Here is a 25125-nt window from a genome sequence, read left to right as displayed (position 1 = left end):
TGTCCCATTCGATTCGACCCAAGGAGACCTTCATGACGAAAAACACTTTCCAGACTTTCAAGCGCACTTTGCTGGCGCTGGCCGTGGGCAGCGTGGCCCTGGCGGCGCTGCCGGGCACGGCCTCGGCGCAGAACTACAAGTCCGAGTACCGGATGTCCCTGGTGCTGGGCCCGGCCTTCCCCTGGGGCAAGGGCGGCGAGATCTGGGCCAACAAGGTGCGTGAGCGCACCCAGGGTCGCATCAACATCAAGCTGTACCCGGGTGTGTCGCTGATCCAGGGCGATCAGACACGTGAATTCAGCGCCCTGCGCCAGGGCGTGATCGACATGGCCGTGGGCTCGACCATCAACTGGTCGCCCCAGGTCAAGCAGCTCAACCTGTTTTCGCTGCCCTTCCTGATGCCCGACTACGCTGCCGTGGACTCGCTGACCCAGGGCGATGTCGGCAAGAACCTGTTCAAGGTGCTGGATCAGGCTGGCGTGATGCCCCTGGCCTGGGGCGAGAACGGCTACCGCGAGATCTCGACCTCCAAGCTGCCGATCAAGAAGCCCGAAGACCTCAAGGGCCTGAAGATCCGCGTGGTGGGCTCGCCCCTGTTCCTGGACACCTTCAGCGCCCTGGGCGCCAACCCCACCCAGATGAGCTGGGCCGATGCCCAGCCCGCACTCGCCAGCGGTGCAGTGGATGGTCAGGAAAACCCGATCTCGATCTTCACGGCCGCGAAGCTGCACACCGTGGGCCAGAAGTACGTGACGATGTGGGGCTACATTTGCGACCCGCTGGTGTTCGTGGTCAACAAGGACATCTGGAACTCCTGGACCCCGGCTGACCGTGAGATCGTTCGCCAGGCCGCGCTGGATGCCGGCAAAGAAGAAACCGCCCTGGCCCGCAAGGGCCTGGTCGAGGCCGACAAGCCGCTGCTCAAGGAAATCGCGGGCCACGGCGTGAACGTGGTGCAACTCAGCGCGGCCGAGCGCGAGGCTTTTGTGAAGGCCACCCGCCCGGTGTACGACAAATGGAAGAACACCGTCGGCGCCGATCTGGTGACCCAGGCCGAGAAGGCCATCGCGGCGCGGAAGTGATCTCAGGCCTGCGGCCTGCAAGGCCGCGGGCCCATACAAAAAGCCCCGCCCGGAATCCCGGCGGGGCTTTCTTTTTGGAGCGCTCGCAGCGCAGCCGGCCTCAGTGCTGCAGGATCTTGTTGAGGAAGTCCTTGGTGCGGGGCTGGCGTTCGTCGGGCTTGTTGAAGAAGTCGTCCTTGGAGCAGTCCTCAAGGATCTTGCCACCCACGTCCATGAAGATCACGCGGTTGCTGACCTTGCGCGCAAAGCCCATTTCGTGCGTGACCACCATCATGGTCATGCCTTCCTTGGCCAGGCCCACCATCACATCGAGCACCTCACCGACCATCTCAGGGTCGAGCGCCGAGGTGGGTTCGTCAAACAGCATCACGATCGGGTCCATCGACAGCGCGCGCGCAATCGCCACACGCTGCTGCTGGCCGCCCGAGAGCTGACCGGGGAACTTGTCCTTGTGGGCGATCAGGCCCACGCGCTCCAGGTACTTCAGGCCCTGCTTCTTGGCCTCGTCAGGGCTGCGGCCCAGCACCTTGACCTGGGCGATGGTCAGGTTCTCGGTCACCGACAGGTGCGGGAACAGCTCGAAATGCTGGAACACCATGCCCACCTTGCTGCGCAGCTTGGGCAAGTCGGTCTTGGGGTCATGCACCGCCGTGCCATTGACGTAGATCTCGCCCTTCTGGAAGGGTTCGAGCGCGTTGATGGTCTTGATCAAGGTGGACTTGCCCGAGCCCGAGGGCCCGCACACCACCACCACTTCGCCTTTGTTGATGCTGGTGGAGCAGTCGTTCAGCACCTGAAAGCTGCCATACCACTTGGAAACGTTCTTGAGTTCAATCATGGAAATTTCTCACTCTCAATGCCGCGTCAGCGGATGATGGCAATCTTCTTGTGCAGGTGCTTGACCAGCGTGGACAGGGCAAAGCAGATCACGAAATAGACCACGGCGGCGAGCACGTAGGCCTCGATCGGACGGCCGTAGTTCTTGCCCGCGGTCTCGAAGCCCTTGAGCATGTCGTAGGCGCCGATGGCATACACCAGCGAGGTGTCCTGGAACAGGATGATGGTCTGGGTCAGCAGCACCGGCAGCATGTTGCGGAAGGCCTGCGGCAGGATCACCAGCTTCATGTTCTGGCCATAGGTCATGCCCAGAGCCTGCCCGGCGAAGACCTGGCCGCGCGGGATCGACTGGATGCCGGCGCGCATGATCTCGCTGAAGTAGGCTGCCTCGAAGGCGATGAAGGTGATGGTGGCCGACACCTCGGCCCCGATGGGGCGCCCGATGGCAAACGGCGCCAGCAGGAACACCCACAGGATCACCATGACCAGCGGAATGCTGCGCATGCCGTTGACATAGATGGTGGCCGGTACATCCAGCACCTTCTTGCCTGACAGGCGCATCAGCGCCAGCACCGTGCCAAAGATCACGCCGCCAATGGTGGACACCACGGTCAGCAGGATGCTGAAGTAGAAGCCCTTGGCGACGAACTTGCTGATGAGGTCCCAACTGTAGAACGAGAGATCGAAATTCATCAGTGTCCCCCTCCGGTGCCGCCCTGGACAATGAAGCCGGGGACTCGCGAACGCTTTTCGATGAAGGCCATGAGCCGGTTGATCACAAAGGCCGAGATCACGTACAGGCCGGTCACGGCGATGTAGACCTCGATGCCGCGCGAGGTCTCTTCCTGCGCCTGCATGGCGAACATGGTCAGCTCAGACACCGAGACGGCAAAGGCCACCGACGAGTTCTTGAAGATGTTCATGGTCTCGCTGGTGAGCGGCGGGATGATGATGCGAAACGCCATCGGCAAGATCACATAGCGGTAGTACTGCGGCGTGGTGAAGCCCAAGGCCATGCCGGCATAGCGCTGACCGCGCGGCAGGGCCTGGATGCCGGCACGCACCTGCTCGGCGATCCGCGCCGAGGTGAAGATGCCCAGGGCCAGCACCACCAGGATGAAGCTCGGCACCTCTTTGAGGGCCGGCACAAATGCAGGGATCACGTGGTACCAGAGGAAGATCTGGACCAGCAGCGGAATATTGCGAAACAGCTCAACCCAGGCATTGCCGAGTCGGGTGAGCCAGGGGCTGTCCGGCAGGGTGCGGATGGTGCCGATCACCGACCCCAGGATCAGGGCCACTGCCAGGGCCAGCAAAGCCACAGACACGGTCCAGCCCCAGGCCGACAGCATCCATTGCCAGTAGGTCGGGTAAGCCCCGCCGGGGTCTTGCAGGAAGACTTCCCATTGCCAGTTCATGGCCATACAGGCTTCTCCAGTTTGAAAATTGAAAACAGGGAACCGGCCAGGCCCACATCGGCCATGGCAGCCACCAGGCTGCCAGGCAGAGGCCCAGCCGGGGCGGGCGTCAGCTCACCCAGGGGGCAGGCGGACGCCGCAAAACGCCATCACTTCTTGGCGTAGTCTTCGGCGGGCTTGTCGTTGGGGTTGGCCCAGGCGGCCTTGGTGGCCTCGCTGGCCGGCAGGCCCACGCGGGTGTTCTTCGGCGGGATGGGTTGCACGAACCACTTGTCGTACAGCTTGGCCAGCTCACCCGACTTGGCCAGATCCTTGATGGTGTCGTCGCCGATCTTCTTGAAGGCCGGGTCGTCCTTGCGCACCATGATGCCGATGGGCTCGACGTTCAGCACTTCGCCCACGATCTTGTAGTCGGCCGGGCTCTTGGAGGTGGCGATGTTGCCCGCCAGGATCTGCGCATCCATCACGAAGGCATCGGCGCGGCCCGATTCGAGCAGCAGGAAGCTGTCGGCGTGGTCCTTGCCGAAGACTTCCTTGAAGTCGACGCCGGTGGCGCGCTCATGCTTGCGCAGCAATTGCACGGAAGTGGTGCCTGTGGTGGTCGCCACGTTCTTGCCATTGAGCTGGGCGATGCCGGTGATGCCCGAAGCCGCCTTGACCGCGATGCGCACTTCTTCGACGTAGGCGGTGTCCAGGAACGACACGTCCTTCTGGCGGGCCACGTTGTTGGTGGTCGAGCCGCACTCGATGTCCACGGTGCCGTTCTGCACCAGCGGGATGCGGTTTTGCGAAGTGACCGAGACGTACTTCACTTCGAGCTTCTTGCCCACGGCCTTTTCGACGTTGCCGACGATGCGCTGGCACAGCTCGACGTGGTAGCCCACGTACTTGCCATCGCCCAGCGTGTAGGACAGTGCACCCGAGGAATCGCGCACACCCATGGTGATGGCGCCCGACGCCTTGACCTTGGCCAACGTGTCATTGGCTTGGGCCAGGACGCTGCCCGTCGCCAGGGCGGCGACTGCAAAAGCGAGCAAATGTTTCTTCATGGAATCTCCTAGGAATGGGAACGATGAGATTAAGGGAAGGGTAAATTTTAGGGAACCAGCACCCAGGGAATACCCGGCGTCCCAGCATGCAAAAAATGCACTGAAGGAATCATTTCCTGGCCACTCCGGGTTGCGCTACCCATCCCGCCATGCAAGCCCGCCAACTCAATGACAGGACTGGGCATGGGGATGATCCAGGCAAGCAGCCTTTGTGCCAGGGCAGACGCCCAATGCGAGGGATCAGGACAAATCAGGGGAAAAGTAGACCATTCAGGCCATCGCAGCGCGGGCCGCACCGGTATCCAGATGAATGGTTTGCATGAAAGAAGAAGTGGCTTGTCTCGGCACCGTGACGCATGGTGATGGTCCTGTTGTTCTAAGAACCTGTCACGCCTGTGTCTTGGACAGGCGGCAGGTTGGTGGGCCCAGACTGTAGAGAAGCGCCAGACCCAAGGCCAATGCCGGATTAAATGGCCCTCATGCAAAAAAAGCATGAGGCGCCCGATCATCTTGCGGCCGATTCATCTGGACGCACCGTGTTGGCCACCAGATAGCGCCAAAGGGCTTCGGCACGGTCCTTGGGCGCCTCGCGTCCGGCCGCCTGGGCGGAGGGCCGTTCGCGGTAGGCACGCAACTCCATGGTGATCTGCAGCGGCGGGGCGTCGGGCGGCAAGGCACTGACCAGGCGCCGCGCCCGCAGGTCCTTGCGCACCGCGCTGTAGGGCAGAAACGCCACGCCATGACCTTCCAGCGCCATGGCCTTGAGGCCTTCGGCCATGTCGGTCTCGTACACGCGGTCCAGGTGGATGGCGGTGCCCGACTGTTTGAGCATCAGCTCGACCATGCGCCCCAGGTAGGCGTCGGGGGCATACCCCAGGTAGGGCAAGAGCTGGCCAGGGCGGCCCGGCAGCAGGTACATGGGGCGGCCATCGGCATCGGGCTTCACGTAGGGGGCCAACACCTCCTCGCCCAGGCTCACCATGTCGTAGCGATCGGGATCGATCTGAAAGGGCTGCGAGGGATGGTAGTAGGCGATCAGCAGATCGCAACTGCCCTCGACCAGCCGCAGCACCGCGTCGTGCACGTTGAGGGCAATCAGGCGGCTCTTGAGTGGCCCGAATTTCTCACGCAGGGTGGTCACCCAGGTCGGGAAGAAGGTGAAGGCCAACGTGTGCGGCACCGCAAACTCGACCACGTCCTTGCCCGCGCTGGTGTGGCCGCGCAGCATGGCGCGGGTGGTCTGCAGCGACTGCAGCATCTCCAGCGACTGCGCATACAGCGTTTCGCCGGCCGGTGTCAGGCGCGTGGGATAGGAGCTGCGATCCACCAGATCTGCCCCGGCCCAGGCCTCCAGCGCCTGGATGCGGCGCGAGAACGCCGGCTGGGTCACGTGCCGCAATTGGGCCGACCGGCTGAAACTGCGGGTCTCGGCCAGGCTGACAAAGTCTTCAAGCCATTTGGTTTCCATGGGGGGCGATTATGAGCCGCCCCAGAGCACCGTGATCAGACCGGCGCCACCACGCCTTGCCCGGAATAATGCCCCTTGACGTTGGCCAGGAATTGGTTCACCGAGCGCTGCACGGCTTCGGGCGACCAGCCGGCCACATGGGGCGTGAGCACCACATTGGGCAGGTCGATCAGTTCGGCCGGGGGCTGGGGCTCGCTTTCGTACACATCCAGGCCGGCCGCGCCCAGGCGGCCCTCCCGCAGGGCCTGCGCCAGCGCAGCGGTGTCGACCACACTGCCGCGCGCGATGTTGACCAGCACGCCGCGGGGGCCCAGCGCGTCCAGCACAGGCCCGTTCACCAGGTGCCGGGTGGCAGGGCCGCCCGGGGTGGCCACCACCAGGAAGTCGGCCCAGTCGGCCAAGGCCTGCAACTGGTCGAAGTAACGGTAGCTCACACCCTCGCGCGGGCTGCGGTTGTGGTAGCCCACCTCGATGTCAAAACCCTCGGCCCGGCGTGCGATCTTGCGCCCGATGGTGCCCAGGCCCAGCAGGCCCAGGCGACGCCCCGACACATTGGGCGGCAGGGGGATGGCCTCGCGCCAGACCCCTTGGCGGGTCAGCGCATCCAGGCGCGGGATGCCGCGCACGGCGGCCAGCAGCAGGCCCAGGGCGTGGTCGGCCACGCAGTCGTCATTGGTGCCGGCGCCATTGGCCACCACCACCCCACGCTGACGCGCATGGGCGACGTCGACCATCTCGTAGCCCGCGCCGAGGGCACAGATCAGTTGCAACTGCGGCATGCGGTCCATCTCGGCGGCGGTCAGACCGACCGCGCCCACGGTCAGCACCACCTGCACCTGCGCACCGTGCTCAGCCACGGCGGCGGCGCGCTCGGCCGGGCTGGGGGCGTAGATCACCTGCAGCAGCTCGCCCATCTGGGTTCGGTGCTCTTCAGACAAGAAGTGAAGGGCCAACAACAAGGGCTTGGTCGGATTCATGGCAGGAACTCACAAAACAAAGGAATGAAAACTCAAATCGGCGCCGGGTGCGGATCACTCACCGCTTTGCTGCAGCGCCCACATGCGGGCGTAGCGGCCCTGCTGGGCCAGCAAATCTGCATGGGCTCCGCGCTCGATGATGCGGCCGCCCTCCATCACCAGGATCTCGTGCGCATCGACCACCGTGGAGAGCCGGTGTGCGATCACCAGCGAGGTCTTGTTGCGGGCCACCGAGCTCAACTCGGCCTGGATGGCGCGCTCATTGGCCGAATCCAGGGCCGAGGTGGCCTCGTCAAAGATCAGGATGGGCGGGTTTTTCAACAGCGTGCGCGCAATCGCCACCCGCTGCTTCTCGCCGCCCGAAAGCTTCAGGCCACGCTCGCCCACCAGGGTCTGGTAGCCCGCTGGCGATGCGGCAATGAAGTCGTGGATGCGGGCCGCGCGGGCGGCCGCCTCCACCTCGGCCTGGCTGCTGCCGGGGCGGCCATAGGCGATGTTGTAGGCCACGGTGTCGTTGAACAGCACGGTGTCCTGCGGCACGATGCCGATGGCCTGACGCACGCTGGCCTGGGTCACGGCGCGGACATCGAGCCCACCAATCGTGATGCGGCCCTGCTGCACGTCATAAAAGCGATACAGCAGCCGCGCCAGAGTCGACTTGCCCGAGCCCGAAGGGCCCACCACCGCCACGGTCTTGCCAGCCGGCACGACAAAGCTCACGCCCTGGAGGATGGGGCGCCCGCCCTGGGGGTCGTAGGCGAAGTGAACGTTCTCAAAACGCAGCTCGGGCGCCTCGCCAGGCTGCAGCGGCGTGGCGCCCGGCGCATCAGCCACCTCGCGCTCGCGCTCCATCAGGGTGAACATCTTGTCGAGATCGGTCAGGCTCTGTTTGATCTCACGGTAGATCACGCCCAGAAAATTCAAGGGCACATAGAGCTGGATCATGAAGGCGTTGACCATCACCAGGTCGCCCAGCGTCATGCGGCCATCGACCACGCCCTGGGTGGCCCGCCACAGCATGGCCACGAGGCCGACCGCAATGATCAGCTGCTGCCCGGTGTTGAGCATGGACAGCGTGGTCTGAGCCTTCAGCCGGGCACGGCGCAGGCGCTCCAGGCTTTCGTCGTAGCGCCGGGCCTCGAAGGTCTCGTTGTTGAAGTACTTGACGGTCTCGTAATTGAGCAGCGAATCCACGGCCCGGGTGTGGGCCGCCGAATCGAACTCGTTGGCCTGGCGCCGGTACTGGGTGCGCCACTCGGTGACCTTGACCGTGAACACAATGTAGAAGGCCAGCGCAGCCAGGGTGATCCAGGCAAACCAGACGTCAAACTTGACGGCCAGGATGGACAGCACCAGGGTCACCTCGATCAGCGTGGGCACGATGCTGTAGAGCGAGTACGAGATCAGCGACTCGATGCCGCGCACGCCGCGCTCGATGTCGCGCGTCATGCCGCCGGTCTGGCGCTCCAGGTGAAAACGAAGGCTCAGCGCATGCAGGTGTTCGAAGGTCTGCAGCGCGATGCTGCGCGCCGCCCCTTGGGTGGCCTTGGCAAACACCAGCTCGCGCAGCTCGGTGAACAGCGAGGTCGAAAGCCGCAAGCCCCCGTAGGCCAGCAGCAAGGCGGCCGGCACCACCAGCACAGCCTGCGGATCGCCCGGCTTGAACGACATCGCGTCCACCAGCGACTTGAGCAGCACCGGCACACCCACATTGGCCAGCTTCGCCCCCACCATGAAGCCCAGTGCGGCCAGCACACGCCATTTGTACTGCCACAGGTAGGGGAAAAGCCGTGCCAGCGTCTGCCAGTCGCGGGAGGGTGAACGGTCACCTTGAGGGATGGACGCAGGGGGTGAGGATTCGCCAGAGCGGCGCATAGGGGACAATTCCAAGCTTGTGAAACCAAGAGATTGTGCCCATGTCCGACCAACCCAGTGCCCAGCGGGCCTTTGAAGAACCCCTGCCGCAAGACAAGGAGCTGGTGCTCAAGGTCATTCCGATGCCAGCCGACTGCAATGCCAACGGCGACATCTTCGGCGGCTGGGTCATGGCCCAGGTCGACCTGGCCGGCTCGGTGCTGCCGGCGCGCTACGCCCAGGGCCGCATGGCCACCGTGGCGGTGAATGAGTTCATCTTCAAGCAACCCGTTCGGGTGGGCGACATCCTGTCGTTCTACGCCTCGATGGAGCGCATCGGCCGCACCTCGATGACGGTGCGGGTCGAAGTGTTTGCCGAGCGCTTCCGGTCACAGGGCCAGTACATCAAGGTGACCCATGCCACGCTGACCTATGTGGCCATCGATGAGCAGGGCCGCCCGCGCGAGATTCCGCGCAGTTGAAGCCGCCTCCTCTACCTCAGGCGCGCTCACTGCGATAGCGCCTTTTCCCCGATAGGCAGAGCCCGGCTGCGGGCCTCAACATGCGCCTGCAGGCCGACGCTGGCAAATGCATGGCACATGCATGGCACATGCATGGCACATGCTCAGGGTTAGCCCCGAGTGTGTGGCCTCGGCCCGCACCGCTACATTATTTATGCCAAGCAATCGCTTGGCATAAATCATTGGGGAGCCGATGTGCAATTCGTGCAACTGCTGATCAGCGGGGTCTCTCAGGGCTGCATCTACGGCCTGATCGCGCTGGGCTTTGTGCTCATCTACAAGGCCACTGAAACCGTGAGCTTTGCCCAGGGTGAGTTGATGATGCTGGGCGCCTTCTGCGGCCTGGGCCTGATGACGGTGCTGGGCTTCCCCTTCTGGCTCGCAGTGCCGGCCACCCTGGTGGCGATGGGCCTGTTCGGCATCGTGCTGGAGCGCGCCGTGGTGCGCCCCATCCTGGGGCAGCCCGCGTTTTCAGTGGTGATGCTCACCATCGGGATCGGCTACGTGCTGCGCGGCCTGGTCACGATGATCCCGAACATCGGCACAGAAACCCACACCCTGCCCGTGCCCTACAAGGACCTGAGCCTGAGCCTGGGCGGACTGGTGCTGAACGCCGAGCAGGCCGTGGTGATCGCCGCCACCGCCGTGCTGTGCACCGGCTTGTTTGCCATGTTCCGCTACAGCAAGCTGGGCATCGCCATGCAGGCGGCCTCGCAGAACCAGCTGGCGGCCTACTACATGGGCATTCCGGTGAAACGACTCAATGGCCTGGTATGGGGGCTGGCCGCGGCCGTGGCCTCGGTGGCAGGCCTGCTGCTGGCACCCATCACCTTCGTGCACGCCAACATGGGGTTCATCGGCCTGAAAGCCTTCCCGGCGGCCGTGGTCGGGGGTTTCGGCAGCCTGCCCGGGGCGATTGTCGGCGGGCTGGTGATCGGCATCGTCGAATCACTGTCGGGCTTCTACCTGCCCGAAGGCTTCAAGGACATCGCGGCCTACATCGTGGTGTTGCTGATGCTGATGTTGAAGCCCAACGGCCTATTCGGCGACAAGCTGCGTAAGAAAGTCTGACCCACCATGCGCTTTCTGTTCAAGACCGATTACGACCAGGACATCCGCCTGGCCAAACATGGCGGCCACCGCTTCTGGTACGGGCTCTTGCTGCTGGCCTTGCTGGCGGCGCCCTGGCTGGTGCCCGAGTACTGGCTGGCCCAACTCACCTTTGTGCTGATCTACGGCATCGTGGGCCTGGGACTGATGCTGCTGGCAGGCTTCACGGGCCTGTTCTCCATGGGGCATGCCGCTTTCCTGGGGGTGGGGGCGTATACGCAGGCCGCACTGTGCGGCCTGGGCTGGCCGTTTCCGCTGGCCCTGGCCTGCGCCGCCGCACTGTCGGCCGCCGCGGGCCTGCTGGTGGGCCTGCCGGCCTTGCGGGTCAAGGGCATCTACCTGGGCATGGCCACGCTGTCCTTCGGCTTCATCGTCGAGGAGGTGTTCGCCCGCTGGGAGAGCGTGACCGGGGGCAATGCCGGCAAGCATGTGCAGGCCCCCGACTTCTTCGGCTGGAAGGCCGACAGCGCCGAATCGTTCTACTTTGTCTGCCTGGTGATCGCCGTGGCCAGCACACTGGGCATCCTGAACCTGCTGCGCTCACCCACCGGACGGGCCTTCGTGGCCATCCGCGATTCGGAAATTTCAGCCCAGAGCATGGGCATCCACCTGGCCCGCTACAAAAGCCTGTCGTTTGCACTGTCGGCCGCCCTGGCAGGCATGGGCGGGGCGCTGTATGCGCACAAACTGCAATTCATCTCGCCCGACCAGTTCGACATCCTGCAGTCGATCGACCTGCTGCTGATGATCGTGATCGGCGGCCTGGGTTCGGTGCATGGTGCGTTTCTGGGGGCCCTGTTCCTGATCTCGATGCCACAGGTGATCGCCCTGTCCAAAGATTCGCTGCCGGATGCCATCGCCCAGGCCCCCGGCCTGCAAGGCCTGGTCTACGGTGTGGTGCTGATCGCCTTCGTGCTGTTCGAGCCCCTGGGCCTGTATGGGCGCTGGCTCAAGGTGCGCACCTGGCTGCAGATGTTCCCGTTCTATCGCAAGGGCATGTTCAAGCGCCAGAAGTCCTTCCAGAAGTCCGACCGTTTGAAATGATCCCCCCTGAGTCGCTTCGCGCCTACGTGCGGCCGCGAGACGCGGACGCTCTTCGCACTGTCCGGACCTGCGCAGGCAGGCCCGGAGCCGCAGTGCTCAGCCCCCAAGGGGGACGACACCCGTGGCCTGGCAAAGCCAGCTCCACGGTGTCTGCTGGCGTGGCCTGCTCCGCGGCCTTTCGATCGATAAGGGCTTGCCGTGTTCACGCACCGTGTTTCACTGAATCAAAAAGTTGAGGTTTGCCCTATGGACCCATCCATCCTTCTATCGGCCCGAGATCTCAGCGTGCGTTTCGGCGGTGTGCTGGCGGTCAACAAGGTCAGCTTCGAGGTGCGCCAGGGCGAGGTCTTCACCCTGATCGGGCCCAATGGCGCGGGCAAGACCACGGTGTTCAACCTGATCAGCCGCATCTACACCCCCACCAGCGGCGAGATCGACTACGCCGGCCCCGAGGGCCCGTTGCGCCTGACCGATCGCCCACCACACCAGATCGCCCGACTGGGCATTGCGCGCACCTTCCAGAACATTGAGTTGTTCGAGCACGCCACCGTGTTGCACAACTTGCTGATCGGGCGGCACACCCACCGCGACAGCGGACTGTGGAGCGATCTGTTTTTCACCCGCCGCACCCGCGAGGCCGAACTGCGGGCCCGGCGAAAGGCCGAAGAGGTGATCGACCTGCTGGACTTGCAACACCACCGCGATGCCCTGGTGGCCGGCCTGCCCTACGGGGTGCGCAAGGTGGTCGAGCTGGCACGCGCCCTGTGCACCGAGCCACGCCTGCTGCTGCTCGATGAGCCGTCGTCCGGCCTCAACGTCGAAGAAACCGAAGACATGGCCTACTGGATCCAGGACATCCAGAAAGAGCTGGGCATCACGGTGCTGATGGTTGAACACGACATGACCCTGGTCTCACGCGTGTCCGACCGGGTGCTGGCCATGAACCAGGGCGAGGTGCTGGCCCTGGGCAGCCCGCGCGACGTGCAGACCCACCCGGGCGTGGTCGAGGCCTACCTGGGCACCATCGATGACGTGAGCAACTTGCGCCGGCCCACCGGTACCGGGGCCCGGTTTGAAAGGAAAGCCGCATGAGCGCCACCCTGGCCCAGCCAGACACCGCCCGCTCCGCCCTGCCCAGCCCGACCGCAGACGCGGCACCGGCGCTGCTGCAACTGCTCAATGTGGAAAGCGCCTACGGCCCGATCAAGGCCATCCGGGGCGTCAGCCTGCAGGTGCGCGAAGGCGAGATCGCCACCGTGCTGGGCTCCAATGGCGCGGGCAAGAGCACCATTCTGAAAACCATCTCCGGCATCATCGACCCGCGCAAGGGCTCGATCAGCTTCCGCGGCCAGGACATCACGGCCCGCGACCCCTCGGCCATCGTGCGCCTGGGCCTGTCCCATGTGCCCGAAGGACGCGAGGTGTTCCCGCTGCTTTCGGTGCGCGACAACCTGCTGATGGGCGCCTACACCCGGCACGACCGCGATGCGGTGGCGCGCGACATCGAGGCAGTGTATGGCTACTTTCCCATCCTGCGCGAGCGAGCCACCCAGGAGGCGGGGCTGCTCTCGGGCGGCCAGCAGCAGATGCTGGCCATCTCGCGCGCCCTCATGGCCCAGCCCTCGCTGATCCTGCTCGATGAACCCAGCCTGGGCCTGAGCCCCAAGCTGACCAAGGAGATCTTCGAGATCGTGGTGCGCATCAACCGCGAACGCGGCACCACCATCTTGCTGGTCGAGCAGAACGCCAACATGGCGCTGAACGCCGCCGACCATGGCTATGTGCTGGAAAGCGGGCGCATCGTGATGGAAGACAGCTGCGAACGCCTGCGCGAGAAGGACGATATCAAGGAGTTCTACCTCGGCCTCAAAGACGAAGGCGTGCGCGGCGAGCGACGCTGGAAAAAGAAAAAGAACTGGAGGTAAGCCATGACCGGACTCTGGAAACCCGACCGCCTGCAAGCCAGCACCGACATCGTGGTGCCGGGCGACACCATCCCGGCCCTGTTCTGGAACGCGGTCGAGCGCCGTGGCCCGCAGGTGTGGATGCGACAGAAAGAGCTGGGCATCTGGCGCAGCTGGACCTGGGCCCAGACGGCCGAGGCGGTGCGCGAGATCGCAGGCGGGCTGATGAGCCTGGGCTTCGCCCCCGGCGACACCGCCTCCATCCTGTCCAACACGGTGATCGAATGGGTGCTGGCCGATCTCGCCGTGCTCAGCGCGGGCGGCGTGGCCAATGGCATCTACCCCACGGACGCCGCCCCCCAGGTGCACTACCTGTGCGAAGACTCGCGCACCACCGTGCTGTTCGTGGAAGACGACGAACAGCTCGACAAGGCACTGGAGGTGCGCGAGCGTTTGCCCCTGTTGCGCCAGATCGTGGTTTTTGACATGAAGGGCCTGCGCGAACTGGCAGACCCCGGCGTGATCAGCCTGGACGCGCTGCGCGAGCGCGGCCGCGCCCACCTGCAGCAGCACGCGGGCGAGCTGGAGCGCCGCGTTCAGGCCTGCCGCCCCGAGGACCTGGCCATCCTGGTCTACACCTCGGGCACCACCGGCAAGCCCAAAGGGGCCATGCACACCCACGCCGGCCTGGTCTACACCGTGCGTGGCTACAACACCCTGATCGCGCGTGACGAGCACGACGAGGCGATGTGCTTTCTGCCCCTGTGCCACATCGCAGAGCGCCTGGGCGGCGAGTACTTTTCGCTGTACACCGGCACCCGGCTCAACTTTGTCGAAAACCCCGAGACCGTGCCCGAAAACGTGCGCGAAATCGCGCCGACCGTGTTCACCGCCGTACCCCGGGTATGGGAGAAGTTCTATTCAGGCGTGATGATCGCGTTGAAGGAATCCAGCGCCTTGCAGCAGGCCGTGTATGCCTGGGCCATCGACGTCGGCACGCGCATCGCCGACCGGGTGCTGGCCGGCCAGCCCGTGAGCACGGCCCTCAAAGCCCAGTTCACACTGGCGCGCTGGCTGGCGCTGGACAACGTGCGCAAGCTGATCGGTATCCATCGCGCGCGTTTCCTGGTGACCGGGGCCGCCCCCATCTCACCTGAACTGGTCAAGTGGTACCTGGCCCTCGGCGTCCCCATGCTGGAGGTCTGGGGCATGACCGAGACCTGTGGCGCCGCCACGGGCGTGCCGGCCACGCGCATCAAACCTGGCTCGATCGGCCCGGCTGCCGGCTACAACGAAGTGCGGCTGGACCCCGCCACCGGCGAAATCCTGGTGCGGGGCCCCAACGTCTTCAAGGGCTACCTGAACCTGCCCGAAAAGACCGCCGAGACCATCACCCCCGACGGCTGGCTGCACACCGGCGACGTGGGTCAGGTTGATGCCGACGGCTACTACCGCATCACCGACCGCATGAAGGACATCATCATCACCGCCGGTGGCAAGAACATCACCCCGAGCGAACTCGAGAATGAACTCAAGTTCTCGCCCTACATCACCGACGCGGTGGTGATCGGCGACCGCCGCCCCTACCTGACCGTGATCATCATGATCGACCAGGAGAACGTCGAGAAGTACGCCCAGGACCACGACGTGCCCTTCAGCAACTACGCCAGCCTGACCCGAGCCGCCGAAGTGCAGCAGCTGATCCAGGGCGTGATCGACCAGGTGAACACCCGCTTCGCCCGCGTCGAACAGATCAAGAAGTTCTTCCTGCTCGACACCCAGCTCAGCGCCGAGGACGAAGAGCTGACCCCCACCATGAAGCTCAAGCGCCAACTGGTGCAGAAGAAGTACGCCGAGCGGATTGAGGCGATGTACCGTTGAAAGCCGAGGTCGGTTCAGTGCGCAGGATTCAGATTCAACCGTCAGACTGCGCGCAAGGCCTGGTTCAACGATTGCATGGCTTGCAAATGAGGACCAGGTTGCCCCAACTCATCTCGCACACCTAGACGTTGGACAAAGCCATATAAATACAGGCTCTTGACTTGAAGTGCCTGCTTGCCAGCGTGGCTCAAAATGAAGGTGCAGGCCTGCCAGTCCAACGCAGAATTCGGAAGATCAAAACGCCAGCGACCACCACCCAATGATCTAGCCTCCCCCGCGTATGACCCGAGGCATAGCCTCAGACGGCTTGCATCAGCCTCGCTGCCCACCTCAACATCACACTTGAAGTCGCCGTAATGGTCCTGTGGGGCCTGTGCCCTCAAGCAGGGTCTCAGGGCTTGCGTCAGTTCTGTGCCCGGCTTCAGCCACGCTGTCTTCGTCCAGGTGTCGAATCGTGCACTGCCTCCCCATGCCAAGCTGCCTTGTTGAAAGCTGGAGTTGACCAGCCAGTTCTCTCGATAGTCTCGATAGGCCCAGAGCCAGCACCCCGCCGATTGCTCACGCAACAAGGATGCGCTTTCCAAGATGAAGGGATTCACCTGATCAGCACGCAGGCGCGCATTTTGGCTGGCAAACAACAAGGTTTCGTCTGTGAAGTTGAATTGATCAATCACGGGACGACGGGCCCCACCGAATCGCTGCATCAAACGACTCAAACCCTGCAGTGCTGCGGTGGCGTCAAGTTGCTCGCCCTGGTTGACCATGCCATGGAATGGGCCCCAATACAGGTAGCGTGGGCCATGCCAATCATCGAACAGATCGAAATGTAGCCACTCAGTCTGACCATTCGGAGTGGGCACGGGATAGGCGTCGATTCGCACCTCCACACCCAAATCCGGGAATGCAGACAGGCAAGCCGCCATCACGCGGTGACGCAGCAGGTGATCAAAAAACTTCACCCACAACTGCATGCCAGGGCTGCGGTGCGTCGGCACGATCCAGACCTGGCCGTTAGCGGGCAACTCCAACTGCCGTGCCAACGATGCAAGGCCCTGCTGATCGACCCAGTCAGAAAAGCCCGAGCGCATGGCCAATTCATGGCGTTGTGATTCCGGCCAGTGGGGAGGCGTTTCAAAACAAGGCCAGAAGTCTTCCCAGGTGACAAAGCCCCCGCCCCAGGCCTTGTGCCGATTCACCCAACGCGCCAAACAATCAGCCTGTGCTTTCATCCGCGCCACAGACCTGGCTGGGCACATCAAAAAAGCCAGTTGTCGCTCATGATGAGACACTTCTGGCGTGACATCCGAGCTGTATGCATAGAACAGACGCCCGTGCACACGCAGGCCTGCCCGGCCAGCCTCTGAAAGCAGGCGGTCCAGGCGCCGGGCATGCCAAGGGTCCAACTCAGGACTGGCAGCATCCGGAAACAGGGCGTGCCAGGGCAGCAAGACACACACGGTGTCAAATCCATCGCGGCGGATGGCCTGGAAATCTGCCCGTAGATCTTCTGGCCTGAAGGCATCCAGAAAACTCACGGGGTCATGGCTGCCGAAATAATGCACACCCCGGCTGAAGGAACCGGAATCTTTGGCCTTGGAACGGCCCCCCAGCATCCTGCGGAGATGCCCTGACACCCAGGCTAGACGGTGGGGCCTCGAATCGGAGAGCGTGTGATCAATCAAAAGAACTCAATGGTAAGAAAAGGAGTCAAGACAAAGCAGGCTTGGGGAACGAAAATGCTGACTTAGATCGGTCTGGCAGCAGCGGCCTGCACAAGCTGTAAATGACAAAATTGTGACATACCCCGTCGACGGCACACGACGCCAGGGCTCCGAGAAAGTGCCACTCGGCCGGGCGAGCGCCAATATCCGAGAGCACCGATTCCATGGCTGACCAGCACTTGAAGCAACTTGAAACTCGACCCAACCAACCGTCCTAACTTGAAAGCAACACTCCAAGCACTGAAGCACCTCCTGTGGCCTGCGTTGGGCGTGCCTGGACCGGGCCTGCAGACCACGGACGGTCTTTCACCCGCGACGCCCCCGACCCGGGGAGTTCACTACTTTGGCGCCCATGATCCAATCTCTTTCCTGGACGCCTTTCGGCCCGAGGATCTGCGAACGGAGTTTCAAGGCATCCGCGACGATGGCTTCGACACCGTTTGCCTGCTCCTGCCCTGGCATGCACTGTTCGAACATCCTGACCAGTTCGAATTGCACCCCTGGTACCTTGGACGGCTGCTGACACTGATGGACCACGCAGGGCATGCAGGCCTGAAAGTCAAAGGACGGCTGTTCTATGGTCACAGCCCGGTGGCTACCCTGGAGGCCATCCGGCATGATCGCCAATACGCCTTGCTGCACCAGCCAGAGCAAGGCGTGACACGCCTAGGCGAACAGGCCCAGGCGCTGGCCAAGGCGGTCCTGGGCCATCCGGCCTGGAGCGGTGCCCTGCTGACCTGGGAAGACTTCTGGCCTTGCTTTCAGGGCCCCCCCAGTTGGGACGACGACGCCCGGATGCGTGTGGGGCGTGATTCTGGATTTTCCGATTGGATCCACCGACAGCAGTACAACCAACTGGCCAGTGAACTGAACCTGCCCTGCGATGGCGGCGTTTGGGGTGTGCCCCCGCACCACAGCCCCGGTATGCGGCTGTGGATCGCGTTCTTCGACCACGTGTTGCGCGAGCGCGTACTCGGTGCCTGCGCACCACACTTCCCTGAACTGGGAATCGAAGTGCGCGTTGATGCCTACCCCGTTCCTGGCCCCTCGGGGACGACAGAGTGGGTCCACTTCGACCTGTTCGATGACTGGCCAGGTCCCCGTTATCTTTATTGGGGCCCCTTCTATGGCATGGCCAATCAGGGCGAGCGCATCAGTGCCCAGACCGCGCAGGATGGGCTGCGCCATCTGTTACGGCGATTCAAAGGCCCGCAGAGGCCCATCATCGACCAGTTCAACTTCACTGACGAAACCCTGGATTTCGCGGATCACAACGCCCGCATCCGTGACGATGAGATGCCCTCTTTCATTTCCGGCAGCGCCGACCTGATCCGACAGGAAACGTGCGGCTACTGGCTGTGGGCTTATCGGGACTACCGGGAGAATTGGCTCGTGAATCCCAGCTTCCAGCGCCAAGGTGCGGCCTGGGCTCTTGATTCCCTTGACGACGTCACATTCACCACCGGCCCCGCGATGGCTGTGCTGCGCCCAGGCGCCCGTCTCAGCCAGACCTTCCAACCCGAAATGAGGGCCCAGGCTGTTCAAGGTGCCTACCGAGATTTCACATGCGACGTGGTGCTGGACGACCCCAACCAAGCCAGCGCACTGCAGGCCCTGTTCGATGATCAACCGTTGACCGGCACAAGGCTTGCCTCAGCAGAACTGCGCTTCACGGTCCCTGGACAACTGGTGAACTGGCGACAGGCCCGAATCACCTTGATCAACCATGGCCCACAGCCCATCGCACTTCGTTGCGTCTACTTCCACGGCTTCGTACAACGCTTGCGGGTCCGTGATGAATTCGGTGCACCCGGGCCCTACTTGCAGGCGGTGAGGACATTGAACCAAGCCTTGGCCTCCCCTCCTGCAGTCTGAACCTGGGATAACCCAGGTTCAATGGGGCGTGCGCGGCGCCACCAGCCCGGCCAAAGTCTTGGCGGCATTGGCCCTTGAGAAATGACGCTGGATGTTGGCCCGCCCATTGGCCGCCAGGCTGTTCCACAGGGCCTCGTCCCCGTACAGGCGGACGATCTCATCGGCGTAGGCTTGAGGGTCGTCAGCCACCAGCAGGTCCACCCCCGGGCGCAGGCCCATGCCTTCGGAGGCCACGCCGGTGGCCACCACGGGCAGGCCATGGGCCATGGCCTGGTTGACCTTGCCCTTGACGCCCGCACCGTAACGCAGCGGCGCCACCGAGATGCGGGCCTGGGCGATCAGCGGATTCACGTCTTCCACATAGCCCACGATGTTCACGCCCGGGCCCGTCAGGGCTTGGATGCGCGCGGGCATGTGGCTGCCCACCACGGTGAAAATCAGCTCGGGCAGGCGGGCATGCACCCGGGGCCAGACCTCGGCCAGGAACCACTCCACCGCGTCGATGTTGGGTGGGTGCCGGAAGCCACCGATGAAGAGCAGGCCCTCGCGCTCGGCATAGCTCGGCCCGGCGGGCTCGACCTCATGGATGTTCGACAGGATGCGCACATCCGCGCCCGGCACCTCCTGGCCCAGCACACCGAGTTCGACCGGGCTCACCACCAGGGTGACGTCGCAGGCCCGGATCACGCCCAACTCCTGTTCACGGGTCTTGAGCGCCGTGCCCATCAGGGCCGAGGAGTTCTCCAACTCGGCCAGGCGCTGCTCGCGCAGGTAGTGCAGGTCGACCGTGTCGAACACGATGCGGGCCTGCGGTGCCCATTCGCGAATGCGCGCCATGTAGGGCGCCGCGATGTAGTGACGGCAGAACAGAATGGTGTCGTACAGCTTGCCGCGCTGCTCCAGCAACTGGGTCACCGAGTTGATGTAGGGCGCAAACCAGACTTCGACTCCGGCCCGCTGCAGTTGGGCCACGTAAGGCTGGCGACATTCGAGGTTGTCGGCCACAAAGCTGACCTTGCAACCCTGCTCGACCAGCAGCTCCAGCATGGCCAGCATGCGCACCGACCCCGAATCCTGATCGGGGGTGATCATGCAGGCCTCGACCACCAGCACCCGGGCCCGGGCCTCGCGGTCCACCTCGCGCTGGGGTTCCACACCGTTGAGGCGGTGGTGCTTGAGCACACCCTCCCAACGCTTGAAGAACACCTCTTTGTTGATCACCTGGTGCCGCTTCACCCCCTGGGTCTCATCGGTGCCTGAACTGATGCCCTCGTAATGCACGATGGTGCACTGAGGCTGGTAGTACACGCGCTGGCCTGCGGCCCGCACACGGAAAGCCAGGTCGGTGTCTTCGTAATAGGCCGGTGTGTAGGCCCGGTCGAAGCCGCCCAGCGCCACCCAGTCGTTGCGCATGATGGCCAGGCAGGCGCCAGAGCAATAGTCGGCCTCGCGCAGGTAGTTGTAGGGGGGGCGCTCGGGGTCGTCGCCGCGGCCCCAGTTCCAGGCCGAACCGTCCTGCCAAAGAATGCCGCCGGCCTCTTGCAAAGTGCCATTGGGATAGACCAGGCGCGCGCCCACCAGGCCGGCGTCCGAGCGGGTGTCAAACACCCACTGGAGCGCGGCCAGCCAGCCCGGCGTGACCTGGGTGTCGTTGTTCAGCATGACCAGCATGTCGCCGCGGGCCAGGTCGGCACCATGGTGGCAACTGCCGATGAAGCCCAGGTTCTGCGGGTTGCGCACCAGGCGAACGCCTTGCAGGTCGGGCAGCGCCTGGGCAGCCGGGTTGGGCGAGGCGTCATCCACGACGATGATTTCGACATCCGACAGGTCGGTGTGCTCGCCCAGGCTCTTCAGGCAGTTGAAGGTGTAGAGGTGCTGCTCGTAGACCGGGATCACGATCGAGTAGCGGGGCACCTTGTCTGCCGGGCAAGTGGCCAGGCTCAGCGGCACGATCTCGGCCTGCGCTGGCGCCGGGCGCTGGGGCGCCTGGTAGGCCGGGGCATTGAGCTTGTCATTGATGCGCCGCACCAGGGCCGCCGGCCCCTCGGTGCGCAGGATGCGCAGCAGCATGGGCAGGCGCTCGACGGCGCGCCGGCCTTGACGACGGGCAGTACCCGCCCGCGAACGCAAGGCTTTGAACACCCGACTCGCGAAGCGCAGTGGCCGAGTGGCGCGCCAGGAGGTGCTTTGCTCCAATTCCGCAATGCGGGCCTGGCTGCGCATCAGATCCTGACCAAGCGACTCGAATAAGCGCTCGACTCGGCGGGCTTCTTCCTGCTGAGCACACAGTTGTCGATGGGCGTCCTGCGCCTGCTGCTGAGCCTGCTGTTGATATCGAGCGAACTCATCGCGGACAAATCCCAGCTCATTGCGCAGGGCACCCAGATCGTCCAGATAACTGCTGAATACCTCTTGCCATGGCCTGCCAGCCGCTTCACTCGCACGGGCCAGCAAGGCCTGCTGCTCGACCACCTCGGCGAGCCGCTGTTGCAGCACTTCGCGCGCCTGGCGATGCCCACAGCGCACCCCGTAGTCATACAAGGCCTGCAAGGGCAGGTCCACACCGGCAGGCACCGTGGCCCGCAATGGCGACAGGTCAGGCAGCGGATGCTGCGGCACCCCGGGCATCACGCCCGCCAGTGGCTGCATCAGCTTGTCGGCATAGGCCTGGCGCAGGCGGGCCTGGGCCGGCAGGTCAAGCCAGGGCTCGGCCTCGCCCGGGGCCGGCTGGTGCGTTCGCACGGCTTGCAGCAAGGCCTGGTTCCAGGCCTCGGCGGAACTGTCGGCCGGTAGCAGGTGAGCGCCGGGGTGTTGCGCCAGGCGCTCGATCAAGGCGCCGCGCGCACTGGCCACGATGGGTAGGCCGGAGGCCAGGGCCACATCCAGGGTATAGGAGTAGGTCTCGGGGCAAGGCCCTGGAAACCAAAGCACATCGGCACGTTCCAGTGCCAATCGGTGCGGCAGGTCCGCATCGTCGTAGGGGCCATGCAGCTGGATCGGCAACACCGGGGTCTCGTCGATGGGGGCTTCGGGGGTGCCCAGCAAAGTGAACTCGAGCGGTAGCATCTGCTGGCGAGCCGCCTCAGCGCAATGGCGCAGCACGTCCAGCCCTTTGAAACGCGTCAAGCCACCGATCAACAGCACCCGGGCGCTGCGCACCGGGGCAGCCAGCCATTCAGCACGGGGCGGGTGGGCGAGCACGGTGAGGCGCAGATCGGGGAAATGACTCTGCACCCGCTCGGCCACAAAGTTCGAGGGGGCCAACACCCGGTCGGCGTCGGCCAGCAGGCGGTGCATCAGGGCGCGCCAAGTGGCCACCGGCAGGCCCCAGGCATGAGGGCGCGCCTTCTGACAGCGCTGGCAACCGGCCAGATCTGGCTCGCCACAATACCCCCCCTCGGCCGTGGACAGGTTGTACAGGGGGCAATAGGTCAGGTAGTCGTGCAAGGTGACGTCGTAAGGCAGGGCCAGCAGCCCCGGCAAGTCAAGCACTTCGGCCTCGAAGCCGTCGACATGGTGGATGTGCAGCCGGCTGTAGCCCTGCCCACCCAGCACCGCGGCCAGCCGGGGCCAGGACGCCGCGCTCAAGACCTCTTCACCGCCTTCGGCACGCTCCAGGCGCACCAGGCCGGCACCGGCCGGTCGAAGCACATCGACCCGGGCGCGCCCTGCCAGCAGCGCGCGCAGATCGGCCACATGGCGCTCCACCCCGCCGCCCAGGGCATGGGTGATCCAGAGAAAGCGGTGCTGCGCTTGGGGCGCCAGGCTGGGCGCCATTTGTTTTTCTGTCGTCGACAAGACTGAGAACCCTTCAACATCAGTGACGTCGGCACCACCCGCCCAGGCTCCGGGCTTCAGAGTCTTCCCAGCGTTGGCACCGTCGGCCAGGGCGAACCGGGCCGCGAGATTGTAAAACGGTGGTGTGCAGGCCCCGCTCAGCGGGCCGCGGTGGCCGGCACTTCCACGGGCACCACGGGCCCGGGGCCGACCACAGGCACCAGCGGCACTGGCGGGCTGAGCGCCAGGGCCGGGCTGACGATCTGATCCTCCAGCCCCAGCGAGCGGATGAAACCGCCCTCGGCCCATTCGCTGTAACGCCAGTCGCCATTGACCCGCACCACGCCCTCGGGGGCTTGCAGCTCCTGCACCGGCACGTTCTTGAGCGCGGTGCTCATGAAGTCGATCCAGGCCGGCAAGGCCAACGCCGACCCCGAAGACCGGCTGCCCAGGCTGCGCGGGCTGTCGTAGCCCACCCAGGCCACGGCGGCGATGCGCGGCTGGAAGCCAGCGAACCAGGCATCCACCACATCGTTGGTGGTCCCCGTCTTGCCATACAGATCGGGGCGCTTGAGCGCCGCCTGGGCGCGGGCCCCGGTGCCCACCCGGGCCACGTCCTGCAGCAGACTGGCAATCATGAAGGTGTTGCGCTGCGGCACCACGCGGTCGGCCTCGGTGAGTGTGATCTCGGGCGCCTCGAACACCGCCTTGCCTGTCGCATCGCTGATGCGGCGGATGAACTGGGGCTTGACCTTCAGGCCGCCATTGGCGATCACGGCGTAGGCACCGGCCAGTTGCATCGGGTTGGTTGAACCCGAGCCCAGGGCCTGGGTCAGGTTGTCGGGCTGGCGCTCGGGGTCAAAGCCGAAGCGGCTGGTCCAGTCGCGTGCGGCCTGGGGGCCCAGCAGTTGCAGCAGGCGGATCGAGACCAGGTTCTTGGAGCGGATCAGCGCCTGGCGCACCGTGATGGGGCCGTCGGTGCTGCCATCGTCGTTCTCGGGGGACCAATCCCCCACATGGCTCAGCGGTGCGTCATTGACCAGGGTTTCGGGCTGCACGCCACGCTCCATGGCACCGGCGTAAATGAAAGGCTTGTAGCTGGAGCCCGGTTGGCGCCAGCCCTGGGTCACGTGGTTGAACTGGTTGCGGTGAAAGTCAAAGCCTCCCACCAGGGCCCGCACATCACCATTGGCCGGATCCAGCGCCACCAGCCCCCCCTCGGCCTCGGGCCACTGGGTCAGTACCCAGCCCTTGCCCTGCTGCAGCACCCGCAGCACGGCGCCGCGGCGCACACGCAACTTGTTGCTGGCATTGGGTGCCAGGCCAGGCTGGATCTGACGCAGGGCGGCGCCCTCCAGGTGCAACACCTCACCCGAGGCCAGCACCACGGTGGCCGCCTTCGGCGCCGCCTGGGTCACGATGGCCACGCGCAGTTCATCGTCGTCGTCGTAGTCAGACAGGCTCTGGGCCACGGCCGGGTCGGTGTCGGACAGCCCGGTCGCCAAGGTCTCTTCACCCTCGGGGCCACGCCAGGACTGGCGCAGTTCGCGCTCGATCAAGGTGCGGCGCAGGGCCTTGTAGGCGGCCTCCTGCTCATCGGCACGCAGCGTGGTTTCAACCTTCAGGCCGGTGGTGTAACTGAGCTCGCCAAACTGGGCATACACCTGCTGGCGCGCCATCTCGGCCACGTACTCGGCGTGCACATCCACCTCGTTGAGCTTGCGGATGACCAGCTTCTGAGCCTTGGCCTGTTCGTACTGTGCATCATTGATCACCCCCTGGGAATGCATGCGCGACAGCGCCACCAGTTGCCGCGCCCGGGCCCGCTCGGGATTGCGGATCGGGTTCACAAAATAGGGGTTCTGCGGCAGGCCGGCCAGCATGGCGCATTCGGCCGGCGTCAGCGCGGCCAGCGTCTTGCCAAAGTAGGTCTGTGCGGCCGCCTCGAATCCGTAGGCGCGTGAGCCCAGGTAGATCTGGTTCATGTACAGCTCCAGCACCTGGTCCTTGCTGAGCTGGGATTCGATCTTCAGCGACAGCAAGGCTTCCTTGAACTTGCGCCCCAGGCTGCGTGATCGGTTCAGAAAAAAGGTGCGCGCCACCTGCTGGGTGATGGTGGAGGCCCCCTGCAGCCGCCCGCCGGTGACGATGGAGGTCAGCGCCCGAGCGATGCCGATGGGGTCGATGCCGTGGTGCTGGTAAAAGCGCGAATCCTCCACCGCCAGCAGGCTGTCGCGCATCAGCTGGGGAATCTGGTCGATGCGCTGATACACCCGGCGCTCGCTGCCGAAGCCGCCGATCTCCACCCCGTCGGCGGTGTACACGCGCAGCGGCTGCTTGGGCTGGTAGTTGGACAGGGCGCTGGTGTCCGGCAGGTTCGGGTACATCAGCACGCCGACCACCACGGTCAGCACCGACAACAGGACCAGCGCCAGCGCCCCCCAGGCCAGCACCCGGCGCCAATGCACTCGCAAGGCGCTGCCCAGGCGGACCGGTCGGAGGGAGTCAGGGAATGAAAACCGCATGCGTGGAGAGCTCAGACAAAACGCCCATTATCGACAAGCGCCCCACACCCCCATCCGTCCTAGGGAAAGTGCCGGTGGCGCA

18 protein-coding genes are annotated in these 25125 nt (G+C 64.5%); 8 read left to right on the top strand and 10 right to left on the bottom strand.

What is annotated here, in order from left to right:
• Positions 1–32: 32 nt before the first annotated feature.
• Positions 33–1082 carry a DctP family TRAP transporter solute-binding subunit gene (locus AC07VS_RS18370; RefSeq protein WP_492348161.1) on the top strand — a complete coding sequence of 350 codons (1050 nt, stop codon included), beginning with the start codon at positions 33–35 and terminating at the stop codon, positions 1080–1082.
• 100 nt (positions 1083–1182) lie between these two features.
• On the opposite strand, the gene AC07VS_RS18365 is transcribed toward AC07VS_RS18370, so the two are convergent.
• From AC07VS_RS18365 to AC07VS_RS18335, 7 genes are all read right to left on the bottom strand, one after another.
• Entirely contained in the window at positions 1183–1920 is a 738-nt protein-coding gene (locus AC07VS_RS18365; protein WP_492348160.1) for an amino acid ABC transporter ATP-binding protein, read from the bottom strand.
• Positions 1921–1946: 26 nt separating this feature from the next.
• Positions 1947–2612 (bottom strand): amino acid ABC transporter permease, encoded by a 666-nt coding sequence (locus AC07VS_RS18360; protein WP_492348159.1) that lies wholly within the window; start codon positions 2610–2612, stop codon positions 1947–1949.
• Positions 2612–3337 carry an amino acid ABC transporter permease gene (locus AC07VS_RS18355; RefSeq protein ID WP_492348158.1) on the bottom strand — a complete coding sequence of 242 codons (726 nt, stop codon included), beginning with the start codon at positions 3335–3337 and terminating at the stop codon, positions 2612–2614. Before AC07VS_RS18355 ends, AC07VS_RS18360 begins: the two co-directional genes overlap by 1 nt.
• Before the next feature lie 149 nt (positions 3338–3486).
• A complete protein-coding gene (locus AC07VS_RS18350) occupies positions 3487–4386 on the bottom strand; it encodes a transporter substrate-binding domain-containing protein (RefSeq protein WP_492348157.1) in 900 nt (299 codons plus the stop codon).
• 505 nt (positions 4387–4891) lie between these two features.
• On the bottom strand, positions 4892–5854 hold the full coding sequence (locus AC07VS_RS18345) for a LysR substrate-binding domain-containing protein (RefSeq protein ID WP_492348156.1): 963 nt from the start codon (positions 5852–5854) through the stop codon (positions 4892–4894).
• Between the two features lie 35 nt (positions 5855–5889).
• Positions 5890–6831 carry a 2-hydroxyacid dehydrogenase gene (locus tag AC07VS_RS18340; RefSeq protein WP_494751662.1) on the bottom strand — a complete coding sequence of 314 codons (942 nt, stop codon included), beginning with the start codon at positions 6829–6831 and terminating at the stop codon, positions 5890–5892.
• 54 nt (positions 6832–6885) lie between these two features.
• The gene (locus tag AC07VS_RS18335) at positions 6886–8706 is read right to left on the bottom strand and encodes an ABCB family ABC transporter ATP-binding protein/permease (protein WP_494656886.1); all 1821 of its coding nucleotides are present in this window, start codon (positions 8704–8706) and stop codon (positions 6886–6888) included.
• Positions 8707–8747: 41 nt separating this feature from the next.
• Between AC07VS_RS18335 and AC07VS_RS18330 the strand changes: the two genes are divergently transcribed.
• From AC07VS_RS18330 to AC07VS_RS18305, 6 genes are all read left to right on the top strand, one after another.
• Positions 8748–9167: an acyl-CoA thioesterase gene (locus AC07VS_RS18330; protein WP_492348153.1), complete on the top strand. Its 420-nt coding sequence runs from the start codon at positions 8748–8750 to the stop codon at positions 9165–9167.
• A gap of 234 nt (positions 9168–9401) precedes the next feature.
• The gene (locus tag AC07VS_RS18325) at positions 9402–10277 is read left to right on the top strand and encodes a branched-chain amino acid ABC transporter permease (RefSeq protein WP_492348152.1); all 876 of its coding nucleotides are present in this window, start codon (positions 9402–9404) and stop codon (positions 10275–10277) included.
• 6 nt (positions 10278–10283) lie between these two features.
• Entirely contained in the window at positions 10284–11360 is a 1077-nt protein-coding gene (locus tag AC07VS_RS18320; protein ID WP_492348151.1) for a branched-chain amino acid ABC transporter permease, read from the top strand.
• Positions 11361–11606: 246 nt separating this feature from the next.
• On the top strand, positions 11607–12452 hold the full coding sequence (locus AC07VS_RS18315; protein WP_494751661.1) for an ABC transporter ATP-binding protein: 846 nt from the start codon (positions 11607–11609) through the stop codon (positions 12450–12452).
• Positions 12449–13285, top strand: coding sequence for an ABC transporter ATP-binding protein (locus AC07VS_RS18310; protein WP_492348149.1), 837 nt, complete (start codon positions 12449–12451; stop codon positions 13283–13285). Before AC07VS_RS18315 ends, AC07VS_RS18310 begins: the two co-directional genes overlap by 4 nt.
• Positions 13286–13288: 3 nt before the next feature.
• Positions 13289–15145: an AMP-dependent synthetase/ligase gene (locus AC07VS_RS18305; protein WP_494751660.1), complete on the top strand. Its 1857-nt coding sequence runs from the start codon at positions 13289–13291 to the stop codon at positions 15143–15145.
• A gap of 41 nt (positions 15146–15186) precedes the next feature.
• On the opposite strand, the gene AC07VS_RS18300 is transcribed toward AC07VS_RS18305, so the two are convergent.
• A complete protein-coding gene (locus tag AC07VS_RS18300) occupies positions 15187–16680 on the bottom strand; it encodes a hypothetical protein (RefSeq protein WP_494751659.1) in 1494 nt (497 codons plus the stop codon).
• 375 nt (positions 16681–17055) lie between these two features.
• On the opposite strand from AC07VS_RS18300, the gene AC07VS_RS18295 reads away from it, so the two are divergent.
• Positions 17056–18741: a hypothetical protein gene (locus AC07VS_RS18295; RefSeq protein WP_494751658.1), complete on the top strand. Its 1686-nt coding sequence runs from the start codon at positions 17056–17058 to the stop codon at positions 18739–18741.
• An 18-nt stretch (positions 18742–18759) separates the two neighbouring features.
• On the opposite strand, the gene AC07VS_RS18290 is transcribed toward AC07VS_RS18295, so the two are convergent.
• Together AC07VS_RS18290 and AC07VS_RS18285 are read right to left on the bottom strand one after the other, a co-directional pair.
• Complete coding sequence (locus AC07VS_RS18290) at positions 18760–22518, bottom strand: glycosyltransferase (protein ID WP_494751657.1); 3759 nt, start codon at positions 22516–22518, stop codon at positions 18760–18762.
• A gap of 158 nt (positions 22519–22676) precedes the next feature.
• On the bottom strand, positions 22677–25043 hold the full coding sequence (locus tag AC07VS_RS18285; RefSeq protein ID WP_494751656.1) for a penicillin-binding protein 1A: 2367 nt from the start codon (positions 25041–25043) through the stop codon (positions 22677–22679).
• Positions 25044–25125 lie beyond the last annotated feature (82 nt).

The sequence above is a fragment of the Curvibacter sp. GW821-FHT01G03 genome (assembly GCF_059422285.1).
The sequence above is the reverse complement of the archived record's forward strand: the minus strand, read 5'-3'. Positions and strand labels throughout refer to the sequence as shown.

Excerpts from the sequence above, each read along its gene's own strand:
- AC07VS_RS18370 (WP_492348161.1), top strand. The coding sequence starts at position 33 with ATGACGAAAAACACTTTCCAGACTTTCAAGCGCACTTTGCTGGCGCTG.
- AC07VS_RS18365 (WP_492348160.1), bottom strand. The coding sequence starts at position 1,920 with ATGATTGAACTCAAGAACGTTTCCAAGTGGTATGGCAGCTTTCAGGTG.
- AC07VS_RS18360 (WP_492348159.1), bottom strand. The coding sequence starts at position 2,612 with ATGAATTTCGATCTCTCGTTCTACAGTTGGGACCTCATCAGCAAGTTC.
- AC07VS_RS18355 (WP_492348158.1), bottom strand. The coding sequence starts at position 3,337 with ATGAACTGGCAATGGGAAGTCTTCCTGCAAGACCCCGGCGGGGCTTAC.
- AC07VS_RS18350 (WP_492348157.1), bottom strand. The coding sequence starts at position 4,386 with ATGAAGAAACATTTGCTCGCTTTTGCAGTCGCCGCCCTGGCGACGGGC.
- AC07VS_RS18345 (WP_492348156.1), bottom strand. The coding sequence starts at position 5,854 with ATGGAAACCAAATGGCTTGAAGACTTTGTCAGCCTGGCCGAGACCCGC.
- AC07VS_RS18340 (WP_494751662.1), bottom strand. The coding sequence starts at position 6,831 with ATGAATCCGACCAAGCCCTTGTTGTTGGCCCTTCACTTCTTGTCTGAA.
- AC07VS_RS18335 (WP_494656886.1), bottom strand. The coding sequence starts at position 8,706 with ATGCGCCGCTCTGGCGAATCCTCACCCCCTGCGTCCATCCCTCAAGGT.
- AC07VS_RS18330 (WP_492348153.1), top strand. The coding sequence starts at position 8,748 with ATGTCCGACCAACCCAGTGCCCAGCGGGCCTTTGAAGAACCCCTGCCG.
- AC07VS_RS18320 (WP_492348151.1), top strand. The coding sequence starts at position 10,284 with ATGCGCTTTCTGTTCAAGACCGATTACGACCAGGACATCCGCCTGGCC.
- AC07VS_RS18315 (WP_494751661.1), top strand. The coding sequence starts at position 11,607 with ATGGACCCATCCATCCTTCTATCGGCCCGAGATCTCAGCGTGCGTTTC.
- AC07VS_RS18310 (WP_492348149.1), top strand. The coding sequence starts at position 12,449 with ATGAGCGCCACCCTGGCCCAGCCAGACACCGCCCGCTCCGCCCTGCCC.
- AC07VS_RS18305 (WP_494751660.1), top strand. The coding sequence starts at position 13,289 with ATGACCGGACTCTGGAAACCCGACCGCCTGCAAGCCAGCACCGACATC.
- AC07VS_RS18290 (WP_494751657.1), bottom strand. The coding sequence starts at position 22,518 with ATGGCGCCCAGCCTGGCGCCCCAAGCGCAGCACCGCTTTCTCTGGATC.
- AC07VS_RS18285 (WP_494751656.1), bottom strand. The coding sequence starts at position 25,043 with ATGCGGTTTTCATTCCCTGACTCCCTCCGACCGGTCCGCCTGGGCAGC.